At 67.4% G+C, this 24,562-nt stretch carries 28 protein-coding genes and 1 tRNA gene; 7 read left to right on the forward strand and 22 right to left on the reverse strand.

What is annotated here, in order from left to right:
- Positions 1-17: 17 nt before the first annotated feature.
- From ACN5W5_RS15545 to ACN5W5_RS15605, 13 genes are read right to left on the reverse strand one after another with little or no spacing between them, the layout of a single operon-like run.
- Positions 18-365 (reverse strand): hydrogenase maturation nickel metallochaperone HypA, encoded by a 348-nt coding sequence (locus tag ACN5W5_RS15545; RefSeq protein WP_420049402.1) that lies wholly within the window; start codon positions 363-365, stop codon positions 18-20.
- The gene (locus ACN5W5_RS15550) at positions 358-1,530 is read right to left on the reverse strand and encodes a hypothetical protein (protein ID WP_420049403.1); all 1,173 of its coding nucleotides are present in this window, start codon (positions 1,528-1,530) and stop codon (positions 358-360) included. Before ACN5W5_RS15550 ends, ACN5W5_RS15545 begins: the two co-directional genes overlap by 8 nt.
- Positions 1,527-2,063: a [NiFe]-hydrogenase assembly chaperone HybE gene (hybE, locus tag ACN5W5_RS15555; protein WP_420049404.1), complete on the reverse strand. Its 537-nt coding sequence runs from the start codon at positions 2,061-2,063 to the stop codon at positions 1,527-1,529. The genes ACN5W5_RS15550 and hybE overlap by 4 nt, the downstream gene beginning before the upstream one ends.
- Before the next feature lie 4 nt (positions 2,064-2,067).
- On the reverse strand, positions 2,068-2,310 hold the full coding sequence (locus tag ACN5W5_RS15560; protein WP_420049405.1) for a rubredoxin: 243 nt from the start codon (positions 2,308-2,310) through the stop codon (positions 2,068-2,070).
- A gap of 2 nt (positions 2,311-2,312) precedes the next feature.
- Complete coding sequence (locus ACN5W5_RS15565; RefSeq protein WP_420049406.1) at positions 2,313-3,194, reverse strand: hydrogenase expression/formation C-terminal domain-containing protein; 882 nt, start codon at positions 3,192-3,194, stop codon at positions 2,313-2,315.
- Positions 3,195-3,219: 25 nt separating this feature from the next.
- Positions 3,220-3,720 carry a hydrogenase gene (locus ACN5W5_RS15570; RefSeq protein ID WP_420049407.1) on the reverse strand — a complete coding sequence of 167 codons (501 nt, stop codon included), beginning with the start codon at positions 3,718-3,720 and terminating at the stop codon, positions 3,220-3,222.
- Between the two features lie 20 nt (positions 3,721-3,740).
- Positions 3,741-4,046 carry a HypC/HybG/HupF family hydrogenase formation chaperone gene (locus ACN5W5_RS15575; RefSeq protein ID WP_420049408.1) on the reverse strand — a complete coding sequence of 102 codons (306 nt, stop codon included), beginning with the start codon at positions 4,044-4,046 and terminating at the stop codon, positions 3,741-3,743.
- A gap of 3 nt (positions 4,047-4,049) precedes the next feature.
- Positions 4,050-4,721: a HyaD/HybD family hydrogenase maturation endopeptidase gene (locus ACN5W5_RS15580; RefSeq protein ID WP_420049409.1), complete on the reverse strand. Its 672-nt coding sequence runs from the start codon at positions 4,719-4,721 to the stop codon at positions 4,050-4,052.
- Between the two features lie 20 nt (positions 4,722-4,741).
- On the reverse strand, positions 4,742-5,068 hold the full coding sequence (locus ACN5W5_RS15585; RefSeq protein ID WP_420049410.1) for a HigA family addiction module antitoxin: 327 nt from the start codon (positions 5,066-5,068) through the stop codon (positions 4,742-4,744).
- 5 nt (positions 5,069-5,073) lie between these two features.
- A complete protein-coding gene (gene cybH, locus ACN5W5_RS15590) occupies positions 5,074-5,805 on the reverse strand; it encodes a Ni/Fe-hydrogenase, b-type cytochrome subunit (protein WP_420049411.1) in 732 nt (243 codons plus the stop codon).
- A gap of 41 nt (positions 5,806-5,846) precedes the next feature.
- A complete protein-coding gene (locus ACN5W5_RS15595; RefSeq protein WP_420049412.1) occupies positions 5,847-6,449 on the reverse strand; it encodes a HupE/UreJ family protein in 603 nt (200 codons plus the stop codon).
- A gap of 29 nt (positions 6,450-6,478) precedes the next feature.
- Positions 6,479-8,338 carry a nickel-dependent hydrogenase large subunit gene (locus tag ACN5W5_RS15600; protein ID WP_420049413.1) on the reverse strand — a complete coding sequence of 620 codons (1,860 nt, stop codon included), beginning with the start codon at positions 8,336-8,338 and terminating at the stop codon, positions 6,479-6,481.
- Between the two features lie 24 nt (positions 8,339-8,362).
- Positions 8,363-9,451, reverse strand: a complete 1,089-nt coding sequence (locus ACN5W5_RS15605; protein ID WP_210829762.1) for a hydrogenase small subunit — start codon at positions 9,449-9,451, stop codon at positions 8,363-8,365.
- A gap of 524 nt (positions 9,452-9,975) precedes the next feature.
- On the opposite strand from ACN5W5_RS15605, the gene ACN5W5_RS15610 reads away from it, so the two are divergent.
- Positions 9,976-11,358 carry an ammonium transporter gene (locus ACN5W5_RS15610; RefSeq protein WP_420049414.1) on the forward strand — a complete coding sequence of 461 codons (1,383 nt, stop codon included), beginning with the start codon at positions 9,976-9,978 and terminating at the stop codon, positions 11,356-11,358.
- A gap of 131 nt (positions 11,359-11,489) precedes the next feature.
- A complete protein-coding gene (locus ACN5W5_RS15615; protein ID WP_420049664.1) occupies positions 11,490-11,912 on the forward strand; it encodes a hypothetical protein in 423 nt (140 codons plus the stop codon).
- Between the two features lie 4 nt (positions 11,913-11,916).
- On the opposite strand, the gene ACN5W5_RS15620 is transcribed toward ACN5W5_RS15615, so the two are convergent.
- Both ACN5W5_RS15620 and ACN5W5_RS15625 read right to left on the reverse strand, forming a co-directional pair.
- Positions 11,917-13,590: a GMC family oxidoreductase gene (locus tag ACN5W5_RS15620; protein WP_420049415.1), complete on the reverse strand. Its 1,674-nt coding sequence runs from the start codon at positions 13,588-13,590 to the stop codon at positions 11,917-11,919.
- Between the two features lie 7 nt (positions 13,591-13,597).
- Positions 13,598-13,882 (reverse strand): DUF2007 domain-containing protein, encoded by a 285-nt coding sequence (locus ACN5W5_RS15625; RefSeq protein ID WP_420049416.1) that lies wholly within the window; start codon positions 13,880-13,882, stop codon positions 13,598-13,600.
- Between the two features lie 145 nt (positions 13,883-14,027).
- Between ACN5W5_RS15625 and ACN5W5_RS15630 the strand changes: the two genes are divergently transcribed.
- Complete coding sequence (locus ACN5W5_RS15630; protein WP_420049417.1) at positions 14,028-14,969, forward strand: LysR family transcriptional regulator; 942 nt, start codon at positions 14,028-14,030, stop codon at positions 14,967-14,969.
- A gap of 341 nt (positions 14,970-15,310) precedes the next feature.
- Positions 15,311-16,012 carry a hypothetical protein gene (locus ACN5W5_RS15635; protein WP_420049418.1) on the forward strand — a complete coding sequence of 234 codons (702 nt, stop codon included), beginning with the start codon at positions 15,311-15,313 and terminating at the stop codon, positions 16,010-16,012.
- 236 nt (positions 16,013-16,248) lie between these two features.
- Here the strand turns inward: ACN5W5_RS15635 and ACN5W5_RS15640 are convergent, their stop codons facing one another.
- The gene (locus ACN5W5_RS15640; protein WP_420049419.1) at positions 16,249-16,722 is read right to left on the reverse strand and encodes an acyl-CoA thioesterase; all 474 of its coding nucleotides are present in this window, start codon (positions 16,720-16,722) and stop codon (positions 16,249-16,251) included.
- A 64-nt stretch (positions 16,723-16,786) separates the two neighbouring features.
- Entirely contained in the window at positions 16,787-17,452 is a 666-nt protein-coding gene (locus ACN5W5_RS15645; protein ID WP_420049420.1) for a LysE family translocator, read from the reverse strand.
- Positions 17,453-17,545: 93 nt separating this feature from the next.
- On the opposite strand from ACN5W5_RS15645, the gene ACN5W5_RS15650 reads away from it, so the two are divergent.
- A complete protein-coding gene (locus ACN5W5_RS15650) occupies positions 17,546-18,544 on the forward strand; it encodes a helix-turn-helix transcriptional regulator (protein ID WP_420049421.1) in 999 nt (332 codons plus the stop codon).
- A 21-nt stretch (positions 18,545-18,565) separates the two neighbouring features.
- Here the strand turns inward: ACN5W5_RS15650 and ACN5W5_RS15655 are convergent, their stop codons facing one another.
- Positions 18,566-19,405 carry a hypothetical protein gene (locus tag ACN5W5_RS15655; RefSeq protein ID WP_420049422.1) on the reverse strand — a complete coding sequence of 280 codons (840 nt, stop codon included), beginning with the start codon at positions 19,403-19,405 and terminating at the stop codon, positions 18,566-18,568.
- Positions 19,406-19,672: 267 nt separating this feature from the next.
- On the opposite strand from ACN5W5_RS15655, the gene ACN5W5_RS15660 reads away from it, so the two are divergent.
- Positions 19,673-20,131 (forward strand): low molecular weight protein-tyrosine-phosphatase, encoded by a 459-nt coding sequence (locus tag ACN5W5_RS15660; RefSeq protein ID WP_420049658.1) that lies wholly within the window; start codon positions 19,673-19,675, stop codon positions 20,129-20,131.
- 59 nt (positions 20,132-20,190) lie between these two features.
- Entirely contained in the window at positions 20,191-21,957 is a 1,767-nt protein-coding gene (locus ACN5W5_RS15665; RefSeq protein WP_420049659.1) for an ABC transporter ATP-binding protein, read from the forward strand.
- 106 nt (positions 21,958-22,063) lie between these two features.
- Here ACN5W5_RS15665 and ACN5W5_RS15670 read toward each other — a convergent pair whose 3' ends face one another.
- The 4 genes from ACN5W5_RS15670 to ACN5W5_RS15685 form a co-directional block, all read right to left on the reverse strand.
- Entirely contained in the window at positions 22,064-22,435 is a 372-nt protein-coding gene (locus ACN5W5_RS15670; RefSeq protein WP_420049423.1) for an RNA recognition motif domain-containing protein, read from the reverse strand.
- Positions 22,436-22,692: 257 nt separating this feature from the next.
- Positions 22,693-22,769 (reverse strand) — tRNA-Arg (locus ACN5W5_RS15675).
- Positions 22,770-22,821: 52 nt separating this feature from the next.
- Positions 22,822-23,958, reverse strand: a complete 1,137-nt coding sequence (locus ACN5W5_RS15680; protein WP_420049424.1) for an alpha/beta hydrolase family esterase — start codon at positions 23,956-23,958, stop codon at positions 22,822-22,824.
- A 135-nt stretch (positions 23,959-24,093) separates the two neighbouring features.
- On the reverse strand, positions 24,094-24,516 hold the full coding sequence (locus tag ACN5W5_RS15685) for a CopG family transcriptional regulator (RefSeq protein ID WP_420049425.1): 423 nt from the start codon (positions 24,514-24,516) through the stop codon (positions 24,094-24,096).
- Between the last annotated feature and the right edge of the window lie 46 nt (positions 24,517-24,562).

Here is a 24,562-nt window from a genome sequence, read left to right on the forward strand (position 1 = left end):
TCTGTCTCCTGGTTCACTCAATCATCACTGACTTGCATGTCGATGACACGCAATTCCATGCCGCCCGTGGGTTGTAGCTGGTAGCTGCCGCAACTCGGGCAGGCGTCACCGCGCTGGGCGATGGCCACGGTCTGGGCGCAGCCCATGCACCAGGCCTGGCCGGGCGGTTCTTCGATCTCGATCAACGCCCCGTCGAGCACGGTGCCGGGCGCCAGGCTCTCCAGCGCGAAACGCAGCGCCCGCACGTCCACCCCCGCGAGCTGGCCGGCTTCGAGCCGCAGCGACAGCAGGCGCGAAAAACCTTCGCTCACCGCCGTGTCTTCGACCAGTTGCAACACGCCACCGGCGAGGCTGGCTTCATGCATGTTGCACCTCCTGACCGGCGGGCAGCGTGTGTACCACGTCAAACGGCACGCAGGGGTCGAACGCGGCCATGAGCAGGCGCACGCGGCGCTCGGTGGCATCGGCGGTCTGATTCACATCCAGCGCGGCGATGGTCTGCGCCACCACCCCCTGCGGGTGGAAATTCCATTCGGTCGGCGCGAGCACGCGGCAGGCGGCCACGCGCGCGTCGCCACCTGTGCCGTCGATCTCCACCTGGTGCACGAGCAGGCCACGCGCCATCTCCACCCAGGCCATGCCCTGGCGCGGCCCGGTGCGGAGCGAACCGAAGGACAACCAGCCCGCGCCGCTCTGCCCCGGTGCGTCGGGCTGACAGAGGCGAATCAGCTCGGCGATGCGGCTGCCCAGCAGCGCCCAGGGCGTGAGCGGCAAGTCGGCTGACAGGTCGTTCAAGCGCGTCCAGCTGCCGGTGTGGGCACAGGCGCCCTGCCACCGTGGGTGCAGCGCGAAGCCGGGTTGGAGCGCCAGCGCAGTGGACAGGATGCGTTGACCCTCGGCGTCCGCGTGGGCACGCAGGGCGCTGGCCGGGTCCAGCGGTGCGGCGCTGTCGGCCGCGCGCGCGGCGCGCAGCAACGATGGCAGCCAGCCACTGTGGCGACGGCTCCAGTCGTTTTGCCAGTCGGCACCGCAGGCATTCCAGGCGCGTTGCCAGGTGTGGGGCGGCATCTGCAGCAGCTCGTCTTGCAACCAGGTGAGGGTGGCGGGCCAGGGGTCGGCCGGCAGCGTGGCCACCGGCAACAGCAGCGGGCAGGTTTGCAGGGCGGCGTGTGCGGCCTCGGTCCAGGCGGTGGCCGCGGCGCCGCGTTCAGTGGCCAGCAGGCGTGGCCAGTCCAGGCCGATGCGCCGGATGTGTTCCTGCGCGGTCTCGGTGCGCAGGCGTTGCGCCACCTGCTGCGGCGCGGGCAGCAGGCCGGGCGAAGCGGCTTCGATGGCTAGCTGCGAGCACAGGCGGTGCGCGTGGCTGCAGAGGTTGAACAGGCTGGCCATCAGGCCGGGCAAGGCGCTCACCGCCTGACCACGGGCCAGGCGCGGCGCCCAGTCCTGGCGGCTGCTGTGCAGGGCCAGCGGCAACGGCGCGCCCGGTGCCACGCGCAGGCTGCCGGCCAGGGTGGACTGCGCGGTGGTCATGTTGCGGCTCCCGCGTCCGGGCGGCGGGCCATGAAAAACGCGCGACGCGCTGGCACCGGCTCGGCTGCAACCGGCGCCACCCCATCGGCTTCGGGTGGGGGACGGACCAGGGCCAGCGAAGCCAGTGCGGTCTCGCGCGCCAGGTCCTGGCTGGTGAAGCCGTTCATGGGCGAAAACAGCGCGCAGGTCTCGTGGTAACCGATGGCGGGGTCGTGCGCGCCGATGAAATCAAAACGTTCGCTGCCGAAATCGCGCACGGCCTTGCGCCCCACGCGGTTGCCGTGGGGCCCGTTCACCGAGGGCAGGCGCAGCAGGCTCATGAACCAGGGGGTGATGAGCACGCCTTCGGCCACCGGTTCGGCACCCTCCCCCACCGGACCCGCCCATTGAAAACCCACCGCCTCGACCGACAGCGCCGGGTTGAGCAAGGGGATGCCCACCATGCGTTCGGTCTGCACGCGCACGAAATGCGTGACCAGCGCAGACACGCGCTGGTCCAGCCATTCGGGGTTGGGTTGAGATGGTGCAGACATGGGCTCAGCTCTCTTCGGGCGGCAGCAGCAGAAATTGATCGGACTCGCAGTCGCAGTTCGGGCAGCGCCAGTGCGCGGGCAAGTCTGCGAACGGCGTGCCGGGGGCGATCTGCCATTGCGGGTCGCCGAGCGCCGGGTCGTAGACCCACCAGCAGATCTTGCATTCGAGGCGCGAGCCGGGGCGCAGCACGTCGCGGTTGCCCAGGTACGAGCCTTCAAAACCAGTGGAGAGGTCCGCGCCGGCCATGGTCACACTCCTTCCAGATAGTTCATCACGTCGGCCAGGCGCTCGTGCGAATCGCGCAGGTCTTCGGGCGCGGCCATGGCCACTTCGGGCATGTCCACCACCTCGACCGTGTTGAGGATCACCTTGTCCATCGAGTTGTAGTACACCACGCGCCAGCAGTTGGGCAAGCGGGTGTTGGAGATGCGGCAGTTGCCGTAGCCGCGCGAGAGCATCAGCACGCGGCCGGTGCCGAGGTGGTGATCGAGAAAGCCGATGTCTTCGGGCGTGACCGGCAGCAGCGTGAGGTTGACCACGTGCGACACCTGGCCGGGTTTCCATCCCGCCACCTGGTCGCGGATTTCCTCGACCAGCAGGGGCGCGTTCTGCACGTTGGGCGGCAGCGGGCCGGCCCAGTGCGGCATGGCGCCCTGGGGCCACACGTCGTCCACCGCGATGGCGCGCAGCAGCGCCGGCACCGGGCCGACTTCGATCACGTCGTCGATCAGCGTGCGCTCGCCGTCCACGGTGCGGAAGGTGATGAGGCGCCACACGCCCGCGAGCACCGATTCCTGGATGCGCACTTCGAGCGCGCCGTCCTCTTCGCGCACCAGGGCGCTGGCCTCGCCTTCGCCCAGGATCTGGTTGACCAGCCGCAGGTCGGCCGCGGGCAATGCGGTCAGCGACACCTGGCCGCCGGGGCCGCGCTCGGCCGTGCGGTCGAGCAGCGCCAGCACCTGGCCGAGCACGGCGCGGGCCGCGTCGCGCCCGGCCAGCTCTTCGGGCTCGGGCAGCACCGGCGGGCGGTAGGTGTCCATGTCCTTGGGCATGGGCAGGTAGTCCAGCGATTCGTCTTCGGACTGTGTGCCCGGGCCGAGGGCGACGAGCGGAATGGGGAAGTCTTTCATGGGGTGTCCTTCGGTGTAGGTCGGTTCAATGGCAGCCGCTGTCGCTCGCCGCGCCGGTCTGGCTGACCACGGGGATGCCGATGGTGGGCGGGCGCGAGGGCGGCATGGTGAGCGCGGCGGCCACACCGCTCAGGTACACGTCCCAGTCCTGCATGCCGGCGATGGCAGTGACGTACTGGCCGTCGCGGAAGAACAGCAGCGTGGGCCAGCGCTGCGAGCCGTAGCGGCGCGCCACCGCGTCCTCGTTGTCGCGCGGCACCACGGCGATCTGGAAGCGGCTGGGGAAACTCTTCATGAGCTCGGGCAGCACGGCCGCGACGTCCTGGCCTTCGGGGAAACGCACCGGGTCGCCCGCGAGCAGCACGACGCGGTCGCCACCGCCCGCGCTCCACGCGGCCACGGTGGTCTCATCGACCCAGGCGGCGCCGAAGTCGCGCGCCAGGCGCATCACCAGCGGGGGCGCGGGGTTGGTGTCGGGCACGGGCAGCGCAAACGCGCGGCTGGGGGTTTCGGTGGCGGTGTTCATGGGGTCTCCTGAGTGAATCTTTAAAACTGGCCGGAGAGCTGCTTCAGCTGCTCGGCGGTCATCCGGGAAGGCAGGGAAAAGCCCGCGTCGCCGCTGGCATCGAAGCCCTGCATGGCGCCGAGCACGAGGTTCAGCGCGCTGTTGACTTCCGCCGCGCGGGTGGCGTCGATGTGTTCGCGCGCGTCGCCGAGGAACACCAGCAACCAGTCGCCCGGCGCCAGCGGACCGACCAGCGCGGTGGTCACGCGGCGGCGCTCGCCGCGGCCTTCGCACCAGGCGTGGCCGGGCTCGGTGGCGGTGACCTGCATGGGCATGCCGATGCACATGGTTCAGGCCTCCTTGGGCATGAAGCGGTCGTCGCCGATCCGGCAGGCTGCGTCTGACGCCGGGCGCTGCGTCTCATAGGCGGCCAAGGCCAGCTCGTCCATGGTCACGGCCTCGCGTTCGCCCAGCGGCGTGCGGCGCGGCGCAGGCTCGCCGCCCCAGCGTGCGATTTCGGCAACGCCCAGGGCCAGCGCCTCTTCCATCGCGGCCTTGACCACAGGGCGCAGGCTGCCGCCATAGTCTTCCAGCTCCTGCGGCTGGCAGCCGATCAGCAGCACCTGCGCCGGGTACTTGCCAGTGAGCTGCGCGAGCGACAGCACTTCCTGGAAACCGGTCTGGTGCAGGCTCATCTTCTTGGCGCCCATGAAGCGCGGCACGGCGTCGTCGCGCACCTGCTTCAACGTGCCCGGCTCCAGGCCGTAGTCGATGGCGTCGAAGATCAGCAGCGCGTCGGCCGCCTGCACGTGCTGGATCAGGTACAGGCCCTGCGTGCCGCCGTCGATCAGCGACACGTGTTCGGCGAACTCGAAGCGGCGTTGCAGCGCTTCGATGCAGCGCACGCCAAAACCTTCGTCGGCCCAGAGCAGGTTGCCGATGCCGAGCACCACGATGGACTGCGGCTGGGCGGGGGTGTCACCACCGGGGTGACAGGTGGATTCGGACGGATGGGCGCTCATGGTGGGTGGTCCCGAAAAACTCAATGGGAAGAAGGGGTGACCGGGCTGGAACAGAAGCGCTTCCAGGCGTGGAAGCTGTCCCAGGCGGCCTGGTGCGCGAGCCAGAAACCGGCGTCGATGCCGAACTGGCGCGCGCAACGGATGGCGGTGTCGGGCGACATCGCCCGCTGGCCGTGCACCAGCTCGTGCAGGCGTCGGCGAGACAGGCCCAGCACACGGGCCGCCTCGCTCTGGCTCAGCCCCAGCGGCGCCAGGCAGGTGCGCGCCAGCAGCCGCCCCGGATGCATGGGCGTGCGCACCGGCACGCCCCGCGGCGGGATGGACCAGCTGACGGCAACCGGCTTCATGGTGCTCAGTCCTTAAAAGTGCGACGGCCGGAAATCATGGTGCTCACGATGCTCTGCCGCCCCATGATGTCCTCGCGGATCGCAGCGTAGATGTGCAAGGTGATGAACATGATCAGCGCCCACATGCCCATGCGGTGCCAGGTGTGCACGTCCTGGCTCTGGCCGAACAACGGGATCACCCAGCCGAACATCTGTTCCTGCCACGAACCCATCTGCGAGCCTTCGCCATACAACGCAAAGCCGGTGACGATCATGAAGATCGAGAGCATCAGGAAGCCTGCGAACATGGCCAGTCGCGCCAGCGGGTTGTGGCCCACGTAACGGCCGGGCCGTGGGATCAGGAAGGCGTACCACTTGAACATGGTGAGCACCTCTTGCCAGTAGGCCTTCTGGAAAATCGGCACCCAGAAGATTTCGCGCGCGTGGTGGTTGCCGACCAGCGCCCAGTAGGCGCGGCCGAGCAGGCCCACGGCCAGCAGGTAGCCCGCCGTGAAGTGCGCGAAGCGGATGTAGCCCATGAGGTAGTGCGCGCTGGCCTCGCCGGGCATGGTGGGCAGCGGCTGGCCGATGAAGTAGCCGGTGAGGGCCAGCACGGTGATGGACGCCGCGTTGATCCAGTGCCAGAGGCGCACGGGCGCTTCGTACACATAGACCGACTTGGTGGTCTGGCCGTGCGAGACGGCGCTCTCGTCGATGCCGGTGACATCGGCGAGGCGTTCGGGGGACGTGGTGGACATGGTGGCCTCCAAAGTGCGGTTGCCGTGGATCGGGGTGGCCGTCAGGCCGCCAGTTGACCGAAGAGCACCAGGCCGGCTGCGCCCAGCACCGCGCCCAGGCCACCCAGCGCCCAGCCGCTGCGTTCGGCCAGTGCGCGGCGGATGCCGAGACCGGCGACCACGCCGCCGATGTGCAGCGCGGCCGTGGTCAGCAGGAAGCCCGCGGCATAGCCCGCGAAGCCCGTGGCCGGCGTTTCAGCACCGTGCGCCAGGCCGTGCAGCGAAGCCGCCGCGGCCACCAGCCCCAGGCCGACGGCGGCCGGCATCGGCTGGCGGGCCAGCACCAGCATGGCGCCGAACAGCACCACCGACAGCGCCACGCCCTGCTCCAGGAACGGCAGACTCACGCCGGCCGCACCCAGTGCGGCGCTGGCCACCAGCGCCAGCAGGAAGGTGGCCGGTCCTTGCCAAGCCTTGCCTGCCGGCAGGGCATTCACCGACCACACGCCCACGGCCACCATGGCCAGCAGGTGGTCCAGACCGAAGGGGTGGACCAGGCCTTCCATGAGGCTGTGCGTGCCGTGACCGGTGTGCGCCTGGGCGGCGCCGGCCAGACCAGCCAGCAGCGCGGCCGCGGTGGCGCGACGGATGTTTTTCGATTGCATGTGTTTCTCCTCGTATGGGTTGCGTGGACTCAGCGCACGGTGACGCGTGCCATCTCCTGGCCGTCTTCGCTCATCACGTGGGTGGAGCAGGCCAGGCAGGGGTCGAAGCTGTGCAGCGTGCGCAGGATCTCCAGCGGCTGCTCGGGGTTGACCATGGGCGTGTTCATGAGCGAGGCCTCGAAGGCGCCGATCTGGCCCTTGGTGTCGCGCGGCGAACCGTTCCAGGTGGTGGGCACCACGCACTGGTAGTTCTCGATCTTGCCGTCCTTGATCTTGATCCAGTGGCCCAGCATGCCGCGCGGTGCGGCGACCGTGCCCACGCCCTTGGCCTCTTTCGGCCAGGTGGACGGGTCCCACTTGTCGGCATTGACGGTGCTGGTGTCGCCGGCCTTGATGTTGCCGATCAGCTGCTTGAAGTCGTCCATCATCATCTCGGCGGCGTACTGGCTTTCGAGTGCGCGGGCCAGGGTGCGGCCGATGGTGGTGGGCAGCAGCTGCTTGAGCGTGAAGTTGGTTTCCGGCAGGCCCAGGGCTTTCGGGATCGCGCTGTTGATGGCGACGGCGGACGCGTCCACCTGCTCCTTCACGCGCTGGCAGTACTTGTTGCCCTGCATGGCATGGGCATAACCCAGGATGTAGCGCGACAGCGGGCCGACCTCGACCGCGTGGCCGCGCCAGCGCGGGCTCTTGATCCACGAGTACTTGGCGCTTTCGTCCAGATTCTCGATCTTGGTGCGCGTGCCCTTGAAGTTCGGGCCTTCGGGGGCGTAGTTGGCTTCGGTGACGCCGTCCCAGGGGTGCAGGCCCTTGGTTTCGTCGCCGTACTTGTACCAGCTGTGGCTCACGAATTCCTGCACCTGTTCGGGGTCGCGCGGGTCGATGGCGTGGATCTTGTCCCAGTTGCCGTCGAGGATCACGCCGCCGGGCAGCTGGTGCGTGCTGTGGTCGTAGGGCACCTTCTCGTAGGTGCCGTAGTCGGCCACGTTGGTGGCGCTCAGGCCACCGCCGTAGAGCCAGCCGGCGTTCTTGTAGATGGTGCCGATGGCGAGCACGTCCGGGATGTAGACGTTGTTGTTGAAGTCGATCATTTCCTGGATGCGGGCCTGCACGAAGTTCAGCCGCTCCATGTTGATCGGGGCGCCGGCGGCACCGTTGCCGTCGAGGTTGATGGCGCAGGGCACGCCGCCCACCAGGTAGTTGGGGTGCGGGTTCTTGCCACCGAAGATGGTGTGCACCTTGACCCACTCTTTCTGCAGGTCCAGCGCCTCCAGGTAGTGGGTCACGGCCATCAGGTTGGCCTCGGGCGGCAGCACATAGGCCTTGCTGCCCCAGTAGCCGTTGGCGAACGGCCCGAGCTGGCCGCTCTCGACGAACTTCTTCAGGCGGTTCTGCACGTCGCGGAAGTAACCGGGCGACGACATGGGGTGCGCGGGCGACACCATCTGCTGCAGTTCGCTGGTCTTCTTCGGGTCGGCCTGCAGGCAGGACACGACGTCGACCCAGTCGAGCGCGTGCAGGTGGTAGAAGTGCACCGCGTGGTCGTGCACCTGCAGCGTCTTGGCCATCATCTCGCGGATCAGGTGGGCGTTCAGCGGGATCTTGATGCCCAGCGCGTCTTCCACCGCGCGCACCGAGGTCAGCGCGTGGCAGCCGGTGCAGACGCCGCAGATGCGCTCCACGAAGGCCCAGGCGTCGCGCGGATCGCGGCCCTTCAAAATCACTTCCAGACCGCGCCACATGGTGCCGGTGGACACCGCGTTGCGGATGACGTTGTTGCTGTCGAGGTTGACCTCGCAGCGCATGTGGCCCTCGATGCGCGTGACCGGGTCGACGACGATGCGCCGGCCGGTGTTGTCCATCTTGAAGCCCTGTGTTTCGTAAGCACCCATGGTGTTCTTCCTCGTTGTTCTGGATCAGCTGTTGGTGGACGCGGCTTTTTTCTCGACCGCCTTGTCACGCGAGCGCTTGGCCACCGAGATGGCGGCGTGCGCCGCGACCGCGGCCCCTACCACACCGGCCGCCGTGCCGCCGATTTCGTCGGCGTTGGCCTCGATGCCGAAGGCGTGGATGTCGGTCAGGCGGTCGTAGAACGAGCCCTTGTCCCAGAAGCCGTCTTCACTGCAGCCGATGCAGCCGTGGCCGGCCTTGATCGGGAAGCTGGTGCCCTCGTTCCACATCACCGTGGAGCAGGCGTTGTAGGTGGTCGGGCCCTTGCAGCCGACCTTGTAGAGGCAGTAGCCCTTGCGCGCGGACTCGTCGTCCCAGGTTTCGACGAACTGGCCGGCGTCGAAGTGCGGGCGGCGGTAGCACTTGTCGTGGATGCGCTGGCTGTAGAACATCTTCGGCCGGCCCTGGCGGTCCAGCTCGGGGATCTTGTCGAAGGTCAGCATGTAGGTGATCACGCCCGTCATCACCTCGGGGATGGGCGGGCAGCCCGGCACCTTGATGATGGGTTTGTCGGTGATGACCTTGTGGATCGGCGTGGCCTGGGTCGGGTTGGGCTTGGCGGCCTGCACGCAGCCCCACGAAGCGCAGGAGCCCCAGGCGATGATGGCCTTGGCGTCTTTCGCCACGTGCTTGAGCTTCTCGATGAAGGGCTTGCCCGACTGGATGCAGAACATGCCGTCTTCGTTCAGCGGCGGGTTGCCTTCCACGGCCAGGATGTACTGGCCCTTGTACTTGGTCATGATCTCTTCGAGGATGGCCTCGGCCTGGTGGCCGGCGGCGGCCATCAGGGTGTCGTCGTAGTCCAGGCTGATCATCGAGAGCACCACGTCCTTGGCCAGCGGGTGCGCCGAGCGGATGAACGATTCGGTGCAGCAGGTGCATTCCAGACCGTGCAGCCAGAGCACCGGGGTGCGCGGCTTGGTTTCCATGGCGTGCGCGATCTGCGGCACGAACGAGGGGGCCAGCCCGAGCGAGGTGGCGGTGAGCGAGCAGTACTTCAGAAAGCTGCGGCGCGAAATGCCCTTGCGGCGCATCACCTCGTAAAAGGTTTCCATCATGGGTTTGTCTCCGTTGGCTGGTGTGGGGCAGAACCGGGTCCCGCCGTTGCAGGCAGGTGTGTGACCGTTTGCAATCGCCAGGCCACGATGGGCCAACCAAGGGAAAACACCGATAAACGCGTTTAAAGCATTGATTTGCATCAACATTTTTCAACGGATTTTGTCGACTCAAAACCCGGGCATCACGACAGTGGACAGATGCATTCCACTTCCACGTACAAAACGGAAGATTTCAACTCACCCCCGGAATTCCGCGTGCCACCCGCACGGGCAAAAAAAAGCCGACCCTTTTGGGGTCGGCTTGTGATACGTGGCATCTCTTGGGACGCTGAAACCATTCTTTCTGGTTGGACGGGGTTGTCTCCTCGGTCCTCCCGCGGTCACCAGCGCTGGGCGCTGTGTGCGAGTGGTGTGACTGTAATACTTTGCACCAGCGCTGTGCATCGGGGGTTTCCCTTGGTTCCTCGAACGGGTGGCACAGGATGTGCTCTGTGTCACTGGTCGTTGGAAAAGGTAACAAGATGCACCAAAACCGTAGATCCCCTGGATCCGTGGCGGCCGGGCTGGCGTTCGCCATCCCCTCGCTGACTTGTGCGCAGACCGCACCCCCCGTGGCCACCAGCCCCGCAACCGACGCAGCGGCCACTCTGCCCGGCCCGGCGCTCGCTGCCATCAGCACCATCAGCGGGGCCGACACCGCCTGGCTCATGGTGTCCACCGCGCTCGTGCTGCTCATGACGCTGCCGGGCATCGCGCTCTTTTATGGTGGCATGGTGCGCCGTCTCAACGTGATCAACACCATGGCCAGCGTGGTCGGCATCGCGGCCGTCGTCAGCGTGCTGTGGTTTGCGCTTGCCTATTCGCTGGCCTTCACGCCCGGCGACGGTGCACTGGCGGGCTGGATCGGCGGCGTCCAGCGCATGGGCTTTGCCGGGCTGGACTTCCTGGGCGCCACCGGCCAGGTGGCGGTGAGCCACATCGCGCCCCACGTGCCCGAATCGGTGTTCGCCATGTTCCAGCTCACCTTTGCCATCATCACCTGCGCCCTGGTGGTGGGCGCGCTGGTGGAGCGCATGCACTTCGGCGCCCTGCTGCTGTTCGCCGGCCTGTGGCTGCTGCTGGTGTACGCGCCCGTGGCCCACTGGGTCTGGGAGCCGGGCGGCTGGCTGGCCCAGCTCGGTGCGCTGGACTTTGCCGGTGGCGCCGTGGTGCACATCAACGCCGGTGCCGCCGCGCTGGTCTGCGCCTACGCCCTCGGCCCGCGCCAGGGCTACGGGCGCGAACCCTTCATCCCGTTCAACCTGGGCCTGACCATGGCCGGCACCGGCCTGCTCTGGGTCGGCTGGTTCGGCTTCAACGCCGGCTCGGCGCTCGCCGCCGACGGGCGCGCCGGGCTGGCGCTGGCGGTGACCCACATCGCCGCCGCCGCGGGCGCGCTCTCCTGGATGGCCGCCGAATGGCTGGCGCGCAAGCGCGCTTCGCTGCTGGGCCTGTGCTCGGGCGTGGTGGCCGGGCTGGTCGCCATCACGCCGGCGGCGGGCTTCGTCACGCTGCGCTCGGCGCTGGTCATTGGCCTGGTGGCGGGCGCGGTCTGCTACTGGGGTGCCACCGGCCTGAAGCGCCGCCTGCGCGCCGACGATTCGCTCGACGTGTTCGGTGTGCACGGTGTCGGTGGCCTGGTGGGCGCGCTGCTCACCGGCCTGCTGGCCGACCCGGCCATCGCCGGGGTGGAAGGCAGCGTGCTGACGCAGCTGATCGCCTGCGCGGCCGTGCTGGCCTACAGCCTGGTGATGACCGGCGTGGTGCTGTGGATCACCTCGCGGGTGGCGCGCCTGCGCGTGCACGAGGTCGACGAACGCGCCGGGCTCGACCTGTCGCTGCACAACGAACAGCTCGGGCATTGAGATGGAACACCCCCCGCGCCGCTTCGCGTCACCCCCCTCAAGGGGGATGGCACTGGCCTTCCGGCAAAGCCGGCCGGGCGGTGCCCTGGGGTTTTCACCACTTCGCTCGTTGTTGTAGGAAGGGCGCCGCCATGACCTCCACCGAAATCTTCGCCACCGCCGCCCACCTGCATGTGCTGCTGCGCCGCAAGACGGGGCGCGTGACCGACACCGAGTGGATGGCCACCAACGCCGACTACGCGCGCGCCATCGTGCGCTTCGCCCGCGAAAAGGCGGTCAGCGAAGGACTGGACGAACTGCTGCCCTGGGCTGAGAAACTGGAAACCGCGAGCACCGGCATGGGGGCACCCGTGCGCAAGCCCCTGCTGCAGAGCGCCACCGAGGCCCTGCGTGCCGCGCAGACGCCAGCGCCCCCGGCCAGCCGCCCCAGTGGTTTCGCCGACTCGGTGCCGGCGAGCGGGTTCCGCGAGTCTTCACTGCCCTCGGGGTTTGGCGGCGGCAAACGAACCGATGCCGACGGGCCGGACACGCGTTACGTGGGCGGGATCCGTTAGAGCGTCAAATGCCGCGCGCGATCCAGCGCGCCGCCTTCTCCGCGATCATCAGCGTCGGGCTGTTGGTGTTGCCGCTGGTGATGGTGGGCATCACACCCGCGTCCACCACACGCAGGCCCGCCACGCCGCGCACGCGCAGGTGGCTGTCGACCACGGCCAGCGGGTCGTCGGCGCGCCCCATCTTGGTGGTGCCCACCGGGTGGAAGATGGTGCTGGCGATGTCGCCGGCCAGGCGCGCGAGCTCGTCGTCGGTCTGGTACTGCACACCGGGCTTGAACTCTTCGGGTTGGTATTTCGCCATCGCCGGCTGCGCCACGATGTGCCGCGTCACGCGCAGGCTGTCGGCCGCGACCTGCCGGTCTTCGGCCGTGGAGAGGTAGTTGGGCGCGATGGCGGGCGCGTCTTCGCCGCGCGCGCTGCGGATGCGCACATGGCCGCGGCTGCCGGGGTTGAGGTTGCAGACGCTCGCGGTGAAGGCCGGAAAACTGTGCAGCGGCTCGCCAAACGCGTCCAGACTGAGCGGCTGCACGTGGTATTCAAGGTTGGCATGCGGCTGCGCCGGGTCGCTCCGGGTGAAAGCGCCGAGCTGGCTGGGCGACATGCTCATGGGGCCGCTGCGCTTGAGCGCGTATTCGAGGCCGATGGCGGCCTTGCCCCAGAGCGAGTTGGCCAGGGTGTTGAGCGTTTTGCCGCCCTGCACCTTGTAGACCGAGCGGATCTGCAGGTGGTCTTGCAGGTTCTCGCCCACGCCGGGCAGCTCGTGCATCACCTCGACACCCGCGGCCCGCAGCACCGGCGCCGGGCCGATGCCCGAGAGCTGCAGGATCTGCACCGAGCCGATGCTGCCCGCGCTGAGCACCACCTCGCGCCTGGCCGACACGCTCACCTTCTGGCCGCCGCGCCGCAGCTCGGCGCCGGTGCAGCGCAGCGCGCCCGCCGCATCGCGCTCCAGCCGCAGGCGCTCCACCTGGGTCTCGGTCCAGACCGTGAGGTTGGGCCGGCGCATCACCGGGCGCAGGAACGCCTTGCTCGCGTTCCAGCGCCAGCCGGCTTTCTGGTTCACCTCGAAATAGCCCACGCCCTCGTTGTCGCCGGTGTTGAAGTCGTCCGTGGCCGGGATGCCGGCTTGCTGCGCGGCCAACGCGAACGCATCGAGCACGTCCCAGCGCAGGCGCTGCTTCTCGATGCGCCACTCGCCGGTGCTGCCCACCGCCTTGTTGCCGTGCAGCAGCGTGAAGGCGGGGTTGCTCTGGCTCTCGTTCGCGGCGTCCAGGCGGTAATGGTCCTCGTGCGCCTTGAAGTCGGGCAGGCTGTTGTGCCAGCGCCAGTCGGCGTCACCCGTGAGATCGGCCCACTGGTCGTAGTCGCGCGCCTGGCCGCGCATGTAGATCATGCCGTTGATGCTGGAGCAGCCGCCCAGGCCCTTGCCGCGCGGGTAGCGCAGCTGGCGGCCGTTGAGGCCCGGGTCCGGTTCGGTCTGGTAGAGCCAGTCGGTGCGCGGGTTGCCGATGCAATAAAGGTAACCCACCGGGATGTGGATCCAGTGGTAGTCGTCCTTGCGGCCGGCTTCGACCAGCAGCACACGGCGGGACGGGTCGGCCGAAAGCCGGTTGGCCAGCAGGCAGCCGGCCGTGCCGGCGCCGATGACGATGTGGTCAAAGGTGGTGTTGTCGCTCATGGTGGGTTCACTCAGGTGGCAAGCTGTCGTCGGGCAGGCTGTAGTCGCCGCGGTGGAAGGCCGCCACCACCGCCTTGGCCTCGGCGAACCGGTGCGCGGGCACCAGCACGCGCACCGGGATCGCGCCGGCCAGCAGCGTGTGCGCCTGCACCAGGTGGGCGTCGGCCACCACCGCGGGCACCCCGGCCGACTGCAGGCAGCCGCGCAGCAGGTAGGCCTCGGTGGGGCTGAAGAAGGTGGCCAGCGTCTGCCAGTCGCCTTCGTCCGGGTCGTAGGGGCTGTCGCCGTGCATGGTCAGGGGCGCCAGCGAAGGCGCTCGGTATTTGAAATGCTCATGGTCTGCTCCCAGGAATGGCGCGAGTTTGTGGACCAGCTGCGCAAAAGTCCAATGAAATCGCCAGCGCCTTGGTATAAGTTCGGCAAATAATGAAACCCCCATGACCCTGCCCACACACTCCACCGCCCTGCCCGGCCGGTTGCCCACGGTGGACCCGCAGACCCTGCGCGCCTTCGTGGCCGTGGCGCGCGAAGGCAATGTGTCGCGCGCCGCGTTGCGCCTGCACCTGAGCCAGCCCGCGGTGAGCCTGCAGCTGAAAACCCTGGCCGAGGCCACCGGCCTGGCGCTGTTCACCCGCACGCCCCAGGGCATGGCGCTCACGCACGACGGCGCGGCCCTGCTGCCCATGGCCGAGCGCGCGCTCGCCACCCTGGCCGACTTCGGCCAGGCCGCCGCCGCCCTGCACACCACCGTGCGCGGCACGCTGCGCATCGGCACCATCCTCGACCCCGAGTTCACCCGGCTCGGCGCGTTTTTGAAACAGCTCGTCGAGTCCAGCCCGCAGGTGGGCACCGAGCTGCGCCAGGGCATGAGCGGCGACGTGCTGGCGCAGATCGCGCGCGGCGAGCTCGACGTGGGCTTCTTCCTCAACCTGCCCGACGACCCAGTGGGCGCGCCCTACCGGCTGCGCGCGTTGACCCGCTTCACCTACCGCGTGCTCGCGCCCGCCGGCTGGGGTCCGCAGGTGCGCGGCAAAGACTGGAAAGCCCTGGCCGCCCTGCCCTGGCTCGCCACGCCACCGGCCAGCGCCCACCACCGGCTGCAGCGCCGCGTGTTCGGCCCCGGCTCGCTCACCGGGCTGGAGCCCCGGCGCGTGGCCCTGGTAGACCAGGAAGCGTCCATGCTCGACCTGGTGAAAAGCGGCGTCGGCCTGAGCCTGGTGCGCGACGCCATCGCCATGCGCGAAGCCCAGGCCCGCGGCCTGGTGGTGGCGGATCAGGTGGCGCTGGAATGCGACCTGAGTTTTGTTTGCCTGGCCGAACGGGCGGGGGAGCCGGTGATAACCAGTGCCTGGGGGGCGCTGGAGGCGGTTTGGGGGTGAGGAAAGTACCCGGTTGACGCGTTGCGACCCAGAGCGGGCATCCGAGTCAAAATTCCAGAGCGGAAATGCCGAGGCACCCTATTCAAATAGTATATTTCCGTCATAGTGCTATAGTGCCAACGATCAATGTGCCCCGAAATCGATCCCAGGGGGGGGTCATCATAGATAGGGGTTGCTTGATTTCCGTGATCACTCTGAGTATGTGCAAGATTGCAAGTATCAGCCACAAGATCAATTATTTGCCCTGCCTTCAGTAGAAGGTGTGACCAAAAATACCAATCTGTCCTCTGTTTCCTGAAAAATCTGTGAGTTGCTTACGCTCGCCAAATCAGAAGGCATTAATGAAATACTCGAAACATTTTTCATTTTTCTCATTCATGTTGGTTTCACTTCTAGGGGTTTCAAGCTTATCAGCCCAGCAGAATTTCCAACTGTCTTCCAAGTTCTATGAAGCGGACTTCACTCGCTCAAGAATCTGGAGCGGAAATCACCGCTTCGGTAATGTTTTCTGCCTCAAATTTCCCCGCGGCAACGAGGTAAAAGGATTTGCATACGCGCTTTATAACAACAACACCCTTTATTTCAGTCGTGCCACCTACGATGATACGACGGCGCTTTACGTCGTTGCCTCAACTATTCCGGCGGGAAGGTCATTAGAAATAGAAATCGAGAAACAGGCTTCTGAACATCTAAAAAGTGTGGAGAAATTTCCCGGGATTTTCACGCTTCACCGAACCGACGGAATACTTGGCCCATCCCTAGCTTGGACAATACGGAACTCCTTGGAAGGTAATAAGGGTTCTCCATTTCCCTTTGCTAGGTCCTTTGTGTCCCGCCCTGACGGGCACCTTGCCTCAATTTCTGTCCATCGTCTGTTCGTTCACAACGGTAGCCGAGTTGAGGTGGCAGGACTTCGATACTTCAAGACACCAATTGAGACGGATCGGGAAGCTGATGCAGTTTCAGACTTGACCACCTTTGTTGAAGGTGCTGCCGAATCATTGCAATCTTGTACTGCAAATTTGCAAGCAAACCACAAGTAACTGGTCAATTGCCAACTTTCATGTCGCCATGATCATCGAAAGATGGCGTGTAGGCTGTTGAATTCAAAACTTGAACGTCAGTTTCACCGATTCAGCATCAACTGCTCCTGGCCGACACCTGCCTGCCAAAGATCTTCATGCGGGTGTAGCTCAGGCTCCAGCGCCCTGCACCCGGTCGCGCCCGCTACCGCCTTCGAAGGCCTACCTGCGCCACGACACTGAACCCACCGACCCGGTCAGCGAATAGCCGCGAAGCGCTGCTCCATCTCGCGCCGCATGCTCTTGCGCAGCTCGGCCGCCGCGTGGCGGCGGCGCTCGTCGGGTGTGAAGGGACGCAGCGGCGCCACGGTGGTGGGCTTGCCGGCGTCGTCGACCGCGACCATGGTGAAGAAGCAGCTGTTGACGTGGCGGTTTTCCTGGGTGCGGATGTTTTCCGCGATCACCTTGATGCCCACTTCCATGGACGAGCTGCCGGTGTGGTTGACCGAGGCGAGGAAGGTGACGAGCTCGCCCACGTGGATGGGCTGGCGAAACACCACCTGGTCCACGCTGAGCGTCACCACATAGGCGGCGGCGTAACGGCTGGCGCAGGCGTAGGCCACCTGGTCGAGCAGCTTGAGGATGGAGCCGCCGTGCACCTTGCCGGAGAAGTTGGCGGTGTCGGGGGTCATGAGCACGGTCATGCTCAACTGGTGGGCGGGGAGTTCCATGGCGGGGGTGTTCTGCAGAGGGCGGGGGCCGGATTGTCTCAAGAAGCAGCGATCGTGCCACGGGTCACCCCGCTTCGAATCCGTGAAACCCGAAGGCCTGCGCCAGCGACCACGCAGCCCCCAGCAGCAAGACGGCGCCCACCGACTGCCCGGCCAGCACCTGCGCCCGGCCGCTGCCGCGCAGCCATGCCTTCACCCGCACGGCGCCCAGCGCCACCGCGCCGTACACGGCGGCCTGCGTGATCGCGATGATGGTGCCCATGGCCACGGCCTGCACCGCCATGGAGCCGTGTTCGGGCCGCGCGAACTGCGGGTAGACCGCGATCATGAAGAGGTAGGCCTTGGGGTTGAGCAGGCAGGTGAGCAGCCCGCGCCGGAAGGTGGCGCCCCAGGGGCGCGAGGCCTCGGCCCGCACCTCGCCCAGCGCCGAGGCGCCGCGCAGCAGCGACCAGCCGATCCAGCCCAGGTAGAGCGCCCCCGCCATCAGCATCCCGCTGAGCAGTTGCGGCACGGCCTTCAAGGCCAGGCCCACGCCCAGCGCCGCCATGGCGGTGTGCGCCACACCGCCGGCCACGATGCCGGCCAGCGCGGCCACGCCGCCCTTGAGGCCATCGACCAGGGTGCTGCCCAGCACGAAGGCCATGTCCATGCCCGGCAACACGATGATGCCAAGCACCAGGACGAAGAAGAGCCAGAGCTGTGAAGCGTGGGCGAGGGAGAACCATTCCATGGTGAAACGACCTGAAAGTTGAAGTGGCTGCATGCTGCGCCGCATACCATGTCACCTGATGTCATGTTTTAAGAACGCCTGGAAATTCCTGCGATGAAAGCGAGCCGCCTGCTGTCCATCCTGATGCTGCTGCAGGCCCACGGCCGCATGACGGCGCCTGCGCTGGCGCGCGCACTGGAGGTGTCGCCGCGCACCATCCTGCGCGACATCGACCAGCTCTCGGCGGCGGGCGTGCCGCTCTGGGGCGAGCCAGGCCGGTTCGGCGGCTTCCAGCTGCGCGAGGGCTGGAGCACCACGCTGACCGGCATGACCGAGCCCGAATCGCAGGCGCTGCTGCTGGCCGGGCTGCCGGGCGCGGCGACCGACCTGGGCCTGGGCGCGGCGGCGGCATCGGCGCGGCTGAAGATGGTGGCCAGCCTGCCGGCCGAATGGCGCGAGCAGGCCGACCGCGTGGGCGCTCGCCTGCACATCGACCCGGTGGACTGGTACCGCTCGCAGGAGACGCCAGCGCACCTGCGCGAGGTGGCCGAGGCGGTGTGGAACAGCCGGCGCATCGCGCTGCGCTACGAGAGCTGGCGCGGCCAGGCCGAGCGCGAACTGGAGCCGCTGGGCCTGGTGCTGAAGGCGGGCACCTGGTACATGGCGGCGCGCACCCAGGGCCAGCCCGAGGTGCGCACCTACCGGCTGGCCGCGGTGCGGGCGCTGCGCACACTGCCCACGCGCTTCAGGCGCCCGGCGGGTTTTGACCTGGCGGGCTACTGGCAGGCGTCGGCGGCGCGCTTCGAGGCGGAGCTGCAGCGGCTGCAGGCGCGGGTGCGGGTGTCGCCACGGGCGATGGGCTGGCTGGTGAATGCGCGCACGCCGTTTGCCCGGGTGGACGACGACGCGGTGGCGCCCGGCGCGGGGCGCGAGGGCTGGGTGTGTGTGCTGCTGCCGATCGAGTCCATCGAGCACGGCGCGCGGCGCCTGCTGTCTTACGGGGCCGAGGTGGAGGTGCTGGCGCCGGCCGCGCTGCGCCAGCACCTGCTGGGCGAGCTGGCCGCGACGCGGGCGCTGTATGCGAGCGGTGGATCGGGCGCTGCGGCGGCCTGAGCGCCGTTCGGCGCTGGCGCCTCAGGCGTCCGGCTGCACCGCCAGAGGAAAGTCGTAGTCCGGGTCGAGCGCCCGCCCGGCCATGGCCGGCAGCATGAGGCCGACGAAGACATCGCCCAGCCAGAGCCGCAGCGCCGGGTCGGCCATGTCGCCCTCGGTGAGCAGGCGCAGTGCGCTGAAGGTTTCGATGCCGTGGCCCACTTCCAGGCCGAAGGGCACCGGTGGCGGCGCCGCGCCGGTGGCCGGGGCCGCGCCGGTCTCCAGCAGCCAGGCACTCAGGAAGCGCTCGAAATAGCCGACCGTGCCGCGGCGCCAGACCTCGGCGACGTAGAAGCTCCAGGCCCCGGGTTCCTCGGTCACGAAGCCCCAGTCGAACTCGTGGACGCGTCCGGGCTCCTGCTCGAACACCCCGACACCGCGCACATCGTCACGCCCGGCGTATTCGGCGAACAGCGGCCCCGGCCCGCTGGCGTCGCCCGCCACGAAGCGCGCCACCTCGTCGGCGTCGGCGGTGAAAAACGGCCCCGGCTCCGACCAGGCGGGCTTGGCCCGGTTGAGCAGCCGCGCGGTCGCGTCCACGCTCTTGCGCGCGAGGATGCACCAGTCCATGAACTGCTTGCGCCCTTCGGGGGTCGATATCTGCTCGACCACCTGGTCGAACGCGGTGTCGTTCTGGTAAGGGCCGTCCTCGCGCATGCGCAGCACCAGGTCGAGCATGGAATTGCGGGTGATGTGCTCGATGGTGTAGGCCGTCTCGCCGCCCTCGAACTCGCTCATGGCCTGCTGGATCCAGGCCACGGTTTCCAGCTGCGTGAGCCCTTGCGGCGCCTGCGGCATGTCGTTGAAAAGTGCACGAAGCACGCGTACCGTATCCAAATCGCTCGCCATGGGGGCTCCGGTGATGGGTTCCGTGTCGTCGGGCCGACTTGTCGCTGGTGGCAACACTTCAGGCCCACTCAGGCGCAAGCATAGTGCGTATCGGCTGAGGCTTGAAACGGGTGGCGGTACAGCACCACGGCGGCCCTCGCGCAAAATGGCACCAGCGCCACCGAAGGCCCCCACCACCCACCCGATTGCACCGTGAACGACACCTCCCAGCGCCCTCCCTATCGCGTACTCTTCGTCTGCATGGGCAACATCTGCCGCAGCCCGACGGCGCACGGCGTTTTTGAAGCCCGGGTGCGCGAGGCCGGGCTCGGTGACCGGGTGCTGGTCGACTCCGCCGGCACACACAGCTACCACGTCGGCGCCCCGCCCGACGCGCGCAGCCAGGCCCACGCGGCGCAGCGCGGCTACGACCTTTCGACCCAGCGCGCGCGCCAGCTCACCGCGGGCGACTTCGAGGACTTCGACCTGATCCTGGCCATGGACTGGGACAACCTCGCGCTGGCCGGCGAGCGCTGCCCGCCGCAGCACGCGCACAAGCTGCGGCGTTTTGCCGAGTTCTTTCAACACCACAACAGCCCGGTGGTGCCCGACCCCTACCAGGGCGGCGCCCGCGGGTTTGAAGAGGTGCTGGACCTGGTGGAAGACGGCTGCGAAGGGCTGATGCAGCACGTGCGCCGGTCGCTGGCCGGCGCGAACTGAGCGGTCGCCCGGCGGGGCGTTCAGAGGTACGCTCCATGGGCCTGCCCATTGGGGAACCCATGCACATCCTCTGGAAATACCTTCGCCCTCAGCGCAAGCTCGTCGCGCTGGCTTTGCTGCTGGCCGCCGTGAGCCAGATCCTGGCGCTCGTCGACCCCATCATCTTCGGCTGGCTGATCGATGGTTACGCCACACAGCGCCACGTCAAGAGCGACGAAGAGCTGGTGCGCGGTGCGCTGCTCCTGCTGGGCCTGGCGGTGGTCGTGGCCCTGGTGTCACGGGCCACCAAAGCGGTGCAGGAGTACATGACCCGGCTGGTGGTGCAGCGCTTTGGCACGCAGATCTTCAACGACGGCCTGCGCCAGACCATGCGCCTGGAAATCCAGGAGTTCGAAGAACGGCGCAGCGGCGAAACCCTGTCGCTGTTGATGCGCGTGCGCGCCGACACCGAGCGCTTTCTCAACGCCTTCATCAATGTGCTGTTCGCCTCCGCGATCGGCATGGGTTTTCTGGTCTGGTACGCCGTCACCAAAAGCTGGGCGCTGGTGCCGGTGTTCCTGATCGGCCTGCTGGTGCTGGGTGGCCTGAGTGGCTTGCTCAGCCGGCAGATCCGCGGTCAGCAACGCTCGATCAACCGCGAAACCACGCGCAACGCCGGCTTCATCACGGAGTCGTTGCGCAACGTGGCGCTGATCAAGAGCCTGGGGCTGACCTTTCGCGAAATCCGTCGCCTGGAAGCCAGGACCGAAGCCGTGTTTGCGCTTGAAATGGCCAAAGTGCGGCACATCCGCTGGCTGACGTTCTGGCAGGGCTCCACGCTCAGCCTGCTCAAACTGTCGGTGCTGTTCACGCTGCTGTGGCTCATTTTTCGCGATGTGCTGAGCACGGGCGAGCTGATCGCGATGCAGTTCATTGCGGTGGCGATCCTGGCGCCCCTGCAGGAGCTGGGCACCGTGATCCTGGCGTGGCGAGAAGCCAGCTCGTCGATGAGCCAATTCGCCGAACTGATGGCGCGACCGGTGGACCGCCGTCCGCCGCACGCGCTGCCGATCGGCCCGATCGAGTCGCTGCGTTTTGACAACGTGGTGTTCCGCCACCGCGGCGCGCTGGGCAATGCGATCGACGGTGTGTCCTTCCAGGCGGTGCGCGGCGACACCATTGCCTTTGTCGGCCCCTCGGGTTCGGGCAAGTCCACGCTGGTCAAGCTGCTGCTGGGCCTGTACCGGCCCGCCGAGGGCGAGGTCTATTACAACGAGGTGGGCAGCCGCAACCTGCGTTACAGCGAGGCGCGCCGCCAGGTCGGCTATGTGACGCAGGAGACCAGCCTGTTTGCCGGCACCGTGCGCGAGAACCTGTTGTTTGTCCGCCCGGATGCGAGCGATGAGCAGATCCTGCAGGCGCTGGCGCAAGCCTCCTGCACCAGCCTGCTGGGGCGCCTGGCCCAGGGACTGGACACCCTGATCGGCGAGTCGGGCGCCAAACTGTCCGGGGGCGAGCGCCAGCGGCTGTCGATTGCCCGGGCGCTGCTGCGCGAACCGCGCCTCCTGATTTTTGACGAGGCAACGTCGGCACTGGACTCGATCACCGAGCAGAAAATCACCGAGACCATGCGCGAGGTCTCCAGCGCGCGCACCCAGATCACGCTGCTGATCGCCCACCGCCTGTCCACCGTGCTGCACGCCGACACCATCTACGTGCTGGAAAAAGGGCGCATCACCGAAAGTGGCAGCCACGCCGATCTGGTGGAACAGAAGGGCCTGTACTACGCCATGTGGCGTCAGCAGATCGGGGAGCGGGACCAGGCGGTCCCGGTGGAGTCCGATTGAGTCGCGGGGTCACCGGCGCCCGCCAAAGAAAAAGGCCTCGAAACCGGAGTTCCGAGGCCTTTTGTGCTGTGCTCAGCGCAGGGCTGAGACGGCTGGACTGCAGGGCTTAGTAGCCGCCGCGGCCACCGCCGCCGCCGCCGTAGCCGCCGCGATCGCCACCACCGCCGTAGCCGCCGCCACCGGAGCGGTCACCGCCGCCGCCGTAGCCGCCGGTACGGGGAGGACGTGCCTCCATCGGACGGGCTTCGTTCACCGTGATGCTGCGGCCGCCGAGCGACTGACCGTTCATGCCGGAAATGGCGGCTTGCGCTTCGGCATCGCTGCCCATTTCGACGAAACCAAAGCCTTTGGAGCGACCGGTGTCGCGTTCCATCATGACCTTGGCGCTGGAAACAGAGCCGAATTCGCTGAAAGACTGTTGCAGGTCTTCGTCGCGGACGGTGTACGGCAGGTTGCCGACGTAAAGTTTATTGCCCATGGGGACTCCTCAAATACCAAAAAACAAAGCGATGGGGTCCCGAAAGCACAACAAACTCGAAAGTGCCGCCGTAGCGCGCGAAACTGACCGATCACCTGACTTGTGCGGGTGTTTTGCAACTCGCACCAACGCATTATGCGCCCTGGCGGGTGTTTTGGGCGAATCGGTGAAGCGATACCCTTGCCCAGGCACCCCACAGGCTTCCCGTACCGGCAAAGAAAAAGCCCGCAACCTTTTCAGGTTGCGGGCTTTCCGTCTGGTGCGGCTGGCAGGAATTGAACCCACGACCCCTTGGTTCGTAGCCAAGTACTCTATCCAGCTGAGCTACAGCCGCGAAGCCCGCGATTCTACACACCCATGGGCGGGGTTGACGCCAAGGCGTGGCGCTAAGCGGCCGGCTGCGCCAGAAAGAAGCGCAACATTTCGGCCGAAGCGTCCGGGCCTTTCTGGTCGGTGAACGAGCCTTCGGCGTTGCCGCCCGACCAGGCGTGACCCGCACCGTGCAGGGTCCAGGCCTCGACGAGGCAACGCCCGTCAGCGGCCAGGTGCCGGGTGCGGGTGTAGCGCTGCCCGGCGTCGGTGGTGCCTTCTTCGCTGCTCGCCTCGACACCGTTTTTTCCGGCCTCGCTCGCGTACGCGGCGAGCGCCTGGCTCACGATCTGGTCGCCATTGCTCTGCTGCACCGTGTGGTCACGGTCGCCGTGGAACACGATCACCGGCACGGCCTGTGTCGCCGGTCGGCGTGGGTCTTCGGGCGTGCCGGGAAAATGCGCACGGCCCATCACGACGCGGCCCTTCATGGCGACCATGGCGGAGGGAATGTCGTGTGCGGCCGCATAGGGCAGACCGGAATGGGCGCCCACCGCGGCGAACAACTCGGGGTGGGTCTGCCCCAGGATCACGGCCATGGCCGCGCCGGCCGACAGGCCCGCCACATAGATGCGGCGCGGGTCCACCGGCTGTTCGGCCGCCACCGCCTGGACCATGCCGGCAATCAGCGCCGGCTCGCCGCCCTCGCGCACCTGGTCGTGCGGGCTGAACCAGTTCCAGCAGCGCGAGGGATTGGCGCTCGCGGCCTGCTCGGGATAGAGCACCAGAAAGCCGTGTTGATCGGCCAGGCGGTTCATCTGCGTGCCGGCGGCGAAGTCGTCGGCCGACTGTGTGCAGCCGTGCAGCATCACGACCATTGGCAGGGCTTTGGCCTGGGCCTTCGCGGCCTGCGGCGGCAGGTACAGCTTGTAGGCACGGGAGCCGGCCGCCGAGCTGAAGCTGCGCGCGAGGAACTGGCCCTCGACCGTCTCGGCTTCTACCGAACCCGCCACTTCACGCGCCACCACCTCGATGGTGTCACTGTCACGGGGCGCGTGCTGCACCGGTGCTGCGTGGGGCGGTTCGGCCGCACCACCCAGACCGGCCGATGACAGGGCCTTGCGGATCGTTTCGGTCACGCCGCGCATGGGCCCGCTCGTGGTGTTCAACCCGGCGGCCTTGAGCGCACGTTCAATGGTGTCTTGGATGTTCATGGCGGTGGCTCTCGGGACGGACAAGGGAAGGACGGGCGGTTGGAAACGGTGTTTCAAATCGGGGGGTTCTTTGGGTGGGCGCTGGCCTGTGTGCACCGGCTGCCATGTTGAAGGGGGTTGATGTCAGGCGATCTGTCAGACCATGCGCCCGGCCAGTGCCCGGCGCACTTCAGGGCTGGCCTGAAAGACCCCCAGCACCGACACGGACTCGATCGCGGCCAGCGCCAGCTCGGGGGTCACGTCGTCGGCGATGCGCGCCAGACCGACCACATGGATGTTCAGCCGCTGACCGGCGGCCACCGCGCGCTCCAGATCGGTGCGGTTCAGGTGTTGCAGACCCAGCATGAGCATGCGCCGTGCCACCGTCTGGCGCAGCGTGTCCGCGTGCGTGGCCAGCAGGTTGCGCACGGCGGTGCGGATCAGGTCGGAGCGGTTGGAATAAAAGCCTTCCTGCACCAGCAGGTCCACCTGGCCCAGATCCACCACGCCGAGGTTGATCGTCATCTTCTCGGTCTCGCCGACCCGGGTCCTGGGGTCGGTCAGCTTGGTCTCTACCATCCGTTTACCATCCATATGGAATCTATATGGATGGCATTTAAGCACG

It is taken from the genome of Hydrogenophaga sp. ZJX-1, assembly GCF_048590325.1.
GTDB lineage: Bacteria > Pseudomonadota > Gammaproteobacteria > Burkholderiales > Burkholderiaceae_C > Hydrogenophaga.

Coding starts and splice junctions, on each gene's coding strand:
- ACN5W5_RS15630 (WP_420049417.1), top strand. CDS start 14,028: ATGACCCTGCCCACACACTCCACCGCCCTGCCCGGCCGGTTGCCCACG.
- hybE (WP_420049404.1), bottom strand. CDS start 2,063: ATGTCTGCACCATCTCAACCCAACCCCGAATGGCTGGACCAGCGCGTG.
- ACN5W5_RS15660 (WP_420049658.1), top strand. CDS start 19,673: ATGGGCAACATCTGCCGCAGCCCGACGGCGCACGGCGTTTTTGAAGCC.
- ACN5W5_RS15605 (WP_210829762.1), bottom strand. CDS start 9,451: ATGGAAACCTTTTACGAGGTGATGCGCCGCAAGGGCATTTCGCGCCGC.
- ACN5W5_RS15595 (WP_420049412.1), bottom strand. CDS start 6,449: ATGCAATCGAAAAACATCCGTCGCGCCACCGCGGCCGCGCTGCTGGCT.
- cybH (WP_420049411.1), bottom strand. CDS start 5,805: ATGTCCACCACGTCCCCCGAACGCCTCGCCGATGTCACCGGCATCGAC.
- ACN5W5_RS15545 (WP_420049402.1), bottom strand. CDS start 365: ATGCATGAAGCCAGCCTCGCCGGTGGCGTGTTGCAACTGGTCGAAGAC.
- ACN5W5_RS15680 (WP_420049424.1), bottom strand. CDS start 23,958: ATGAACATCCAAGACACCATTGAACGTGCGCTCAAGGCCGCCGGGTTG.
- ACN5W5_RS15665 (WP_420049659.1), top strand. CDS start 20,191: ATGCACATCCTCTGGAAATACCTTCGCCCTCAGCGCAAGCTCGTCGCG.
- ACN5W5_RS15600 (WP_420049413.1), bottom strand. CDS start 8,338: ATGGGTGCTTACGAAACACAGGGCTTCAAGATGGACAACACCGGCCGG.
- ACN5W5_RS15610 (WP_420049414.1), top strand. CDS start 9,976: ATGCACCAAAACCGTAGATCCCCTGGATCCGTGGCGGCCGGGCTGGCG.
- ACN5W5_RS15565 (WP_420049406.1), bottom strand. CDS start 3,194: ATGAAAGACTTCCCCATTCCGCTCGTCGCCCTCGGCCCGGGCACACAG.
- ACN5W5_RS15645 (WP_420049420.1), bottom strand. CDS start 17,452: ATGGAATGGTTCTCCCTCGCCCACGCTTCACAGCTCTGGCTCTTCTTC.
- ACN5W5_RS15560 (WP_420049405.1), bottom strand. CDS start 2,310: ATGGCCGGCGCGGACCTCTCCACTGGTTTTGAAGGCTCGTACCTGGGC.
- ACN5W5_RS15620 (WP_420049415.1), bottom strand. CDS start 13,590: ATGAGCGACAACACCACCTTTGACCACATCGTCATCGGCGCCGGCACG.
- ACN5W5_RS15670 (WP_420049423.1), bottom strand. CDS start 22,435: ATGGGCAATAAACTTTACGTCGGCAACCTGCCGTACACCGTCCGCGAC.
- ACN5W5_RS15585 (WP_420049410.1), bottom strand. CDS start 5,068: ATGAAGCCGGTTGCCGTCAGCTGGTCCATCCCGCCGCGGGGCGTGCCG.
- ACN5W5_RS15580 (WP_420049409.1), bottom strand. CDS start 4,721: ATGAGCGCCCATCCGTCCGAATCCACCTGTCACCCCGGTGGTGACACC.
- ACN5W5_RS15575 (WP_420049408.1), bottom strand. CDS start 4,046: ATGTGCATCGGCATGCCCATGCAGGTCACCGCCACCGAGCCCGGCCAC.
- ACN5W5_RS15550 (WP_420049403.1), bottom strand. CDS start 1,530: ATGACCACCGCGCAGTCCACCCTGGCCGGCAGCCTGCGCGTGGCACCG.
- ACN5W5_RS15640 (WP_420049419.1), bottom strand. CDS start 16,722: ATGGAACTCCCCGCCCACCAGTTGAGCATGACCGTGCTCATGACCCCC.
- ACN5W5_RS15685 (WP_420049425.1), bottom strand. CDS start 24,516: ATGGTAGAGACCAAGCTGACCGACCCCAGGACCCGGGTCGGCGAGACC.
- ACN5W5_RS15615 (WP_420049664.1), top strand. CDS start 11,490: ATGACCTCCACCGAAATCTTCGCCACCGCCGCCCACCTGCATGTGCTG.
- ACN5W5_RS15635 (WP_420049418.1), top strand. CDS start 15,311: ATGAAATACTCGAAACATTTTTCATTTTTCTCATTCATGTTGGTTTCA.
- ACN5W5_RS15650 (WP_420049421.1), top strand. CDS start 17,546: ATGAAAGCGAGCCGCCTGCTGTCCATCCTGATGCTGCTGCAGGCCCAC.
- ACN5W5_RS15625 (WP_420049416.1), bottom strand. CDS start 13,882: ATGCACGGCGACAGCCCCTACGACCCGGACGAAGGCGACTGGCAGACG.
- ACN5W5_RS15570 (WP_420049407.1), bottom strand. CDS start 3,720: ATGAACACCGCCACCGAAACCCCCAGCCGCGCGTTTGCGCTGCCCGTG.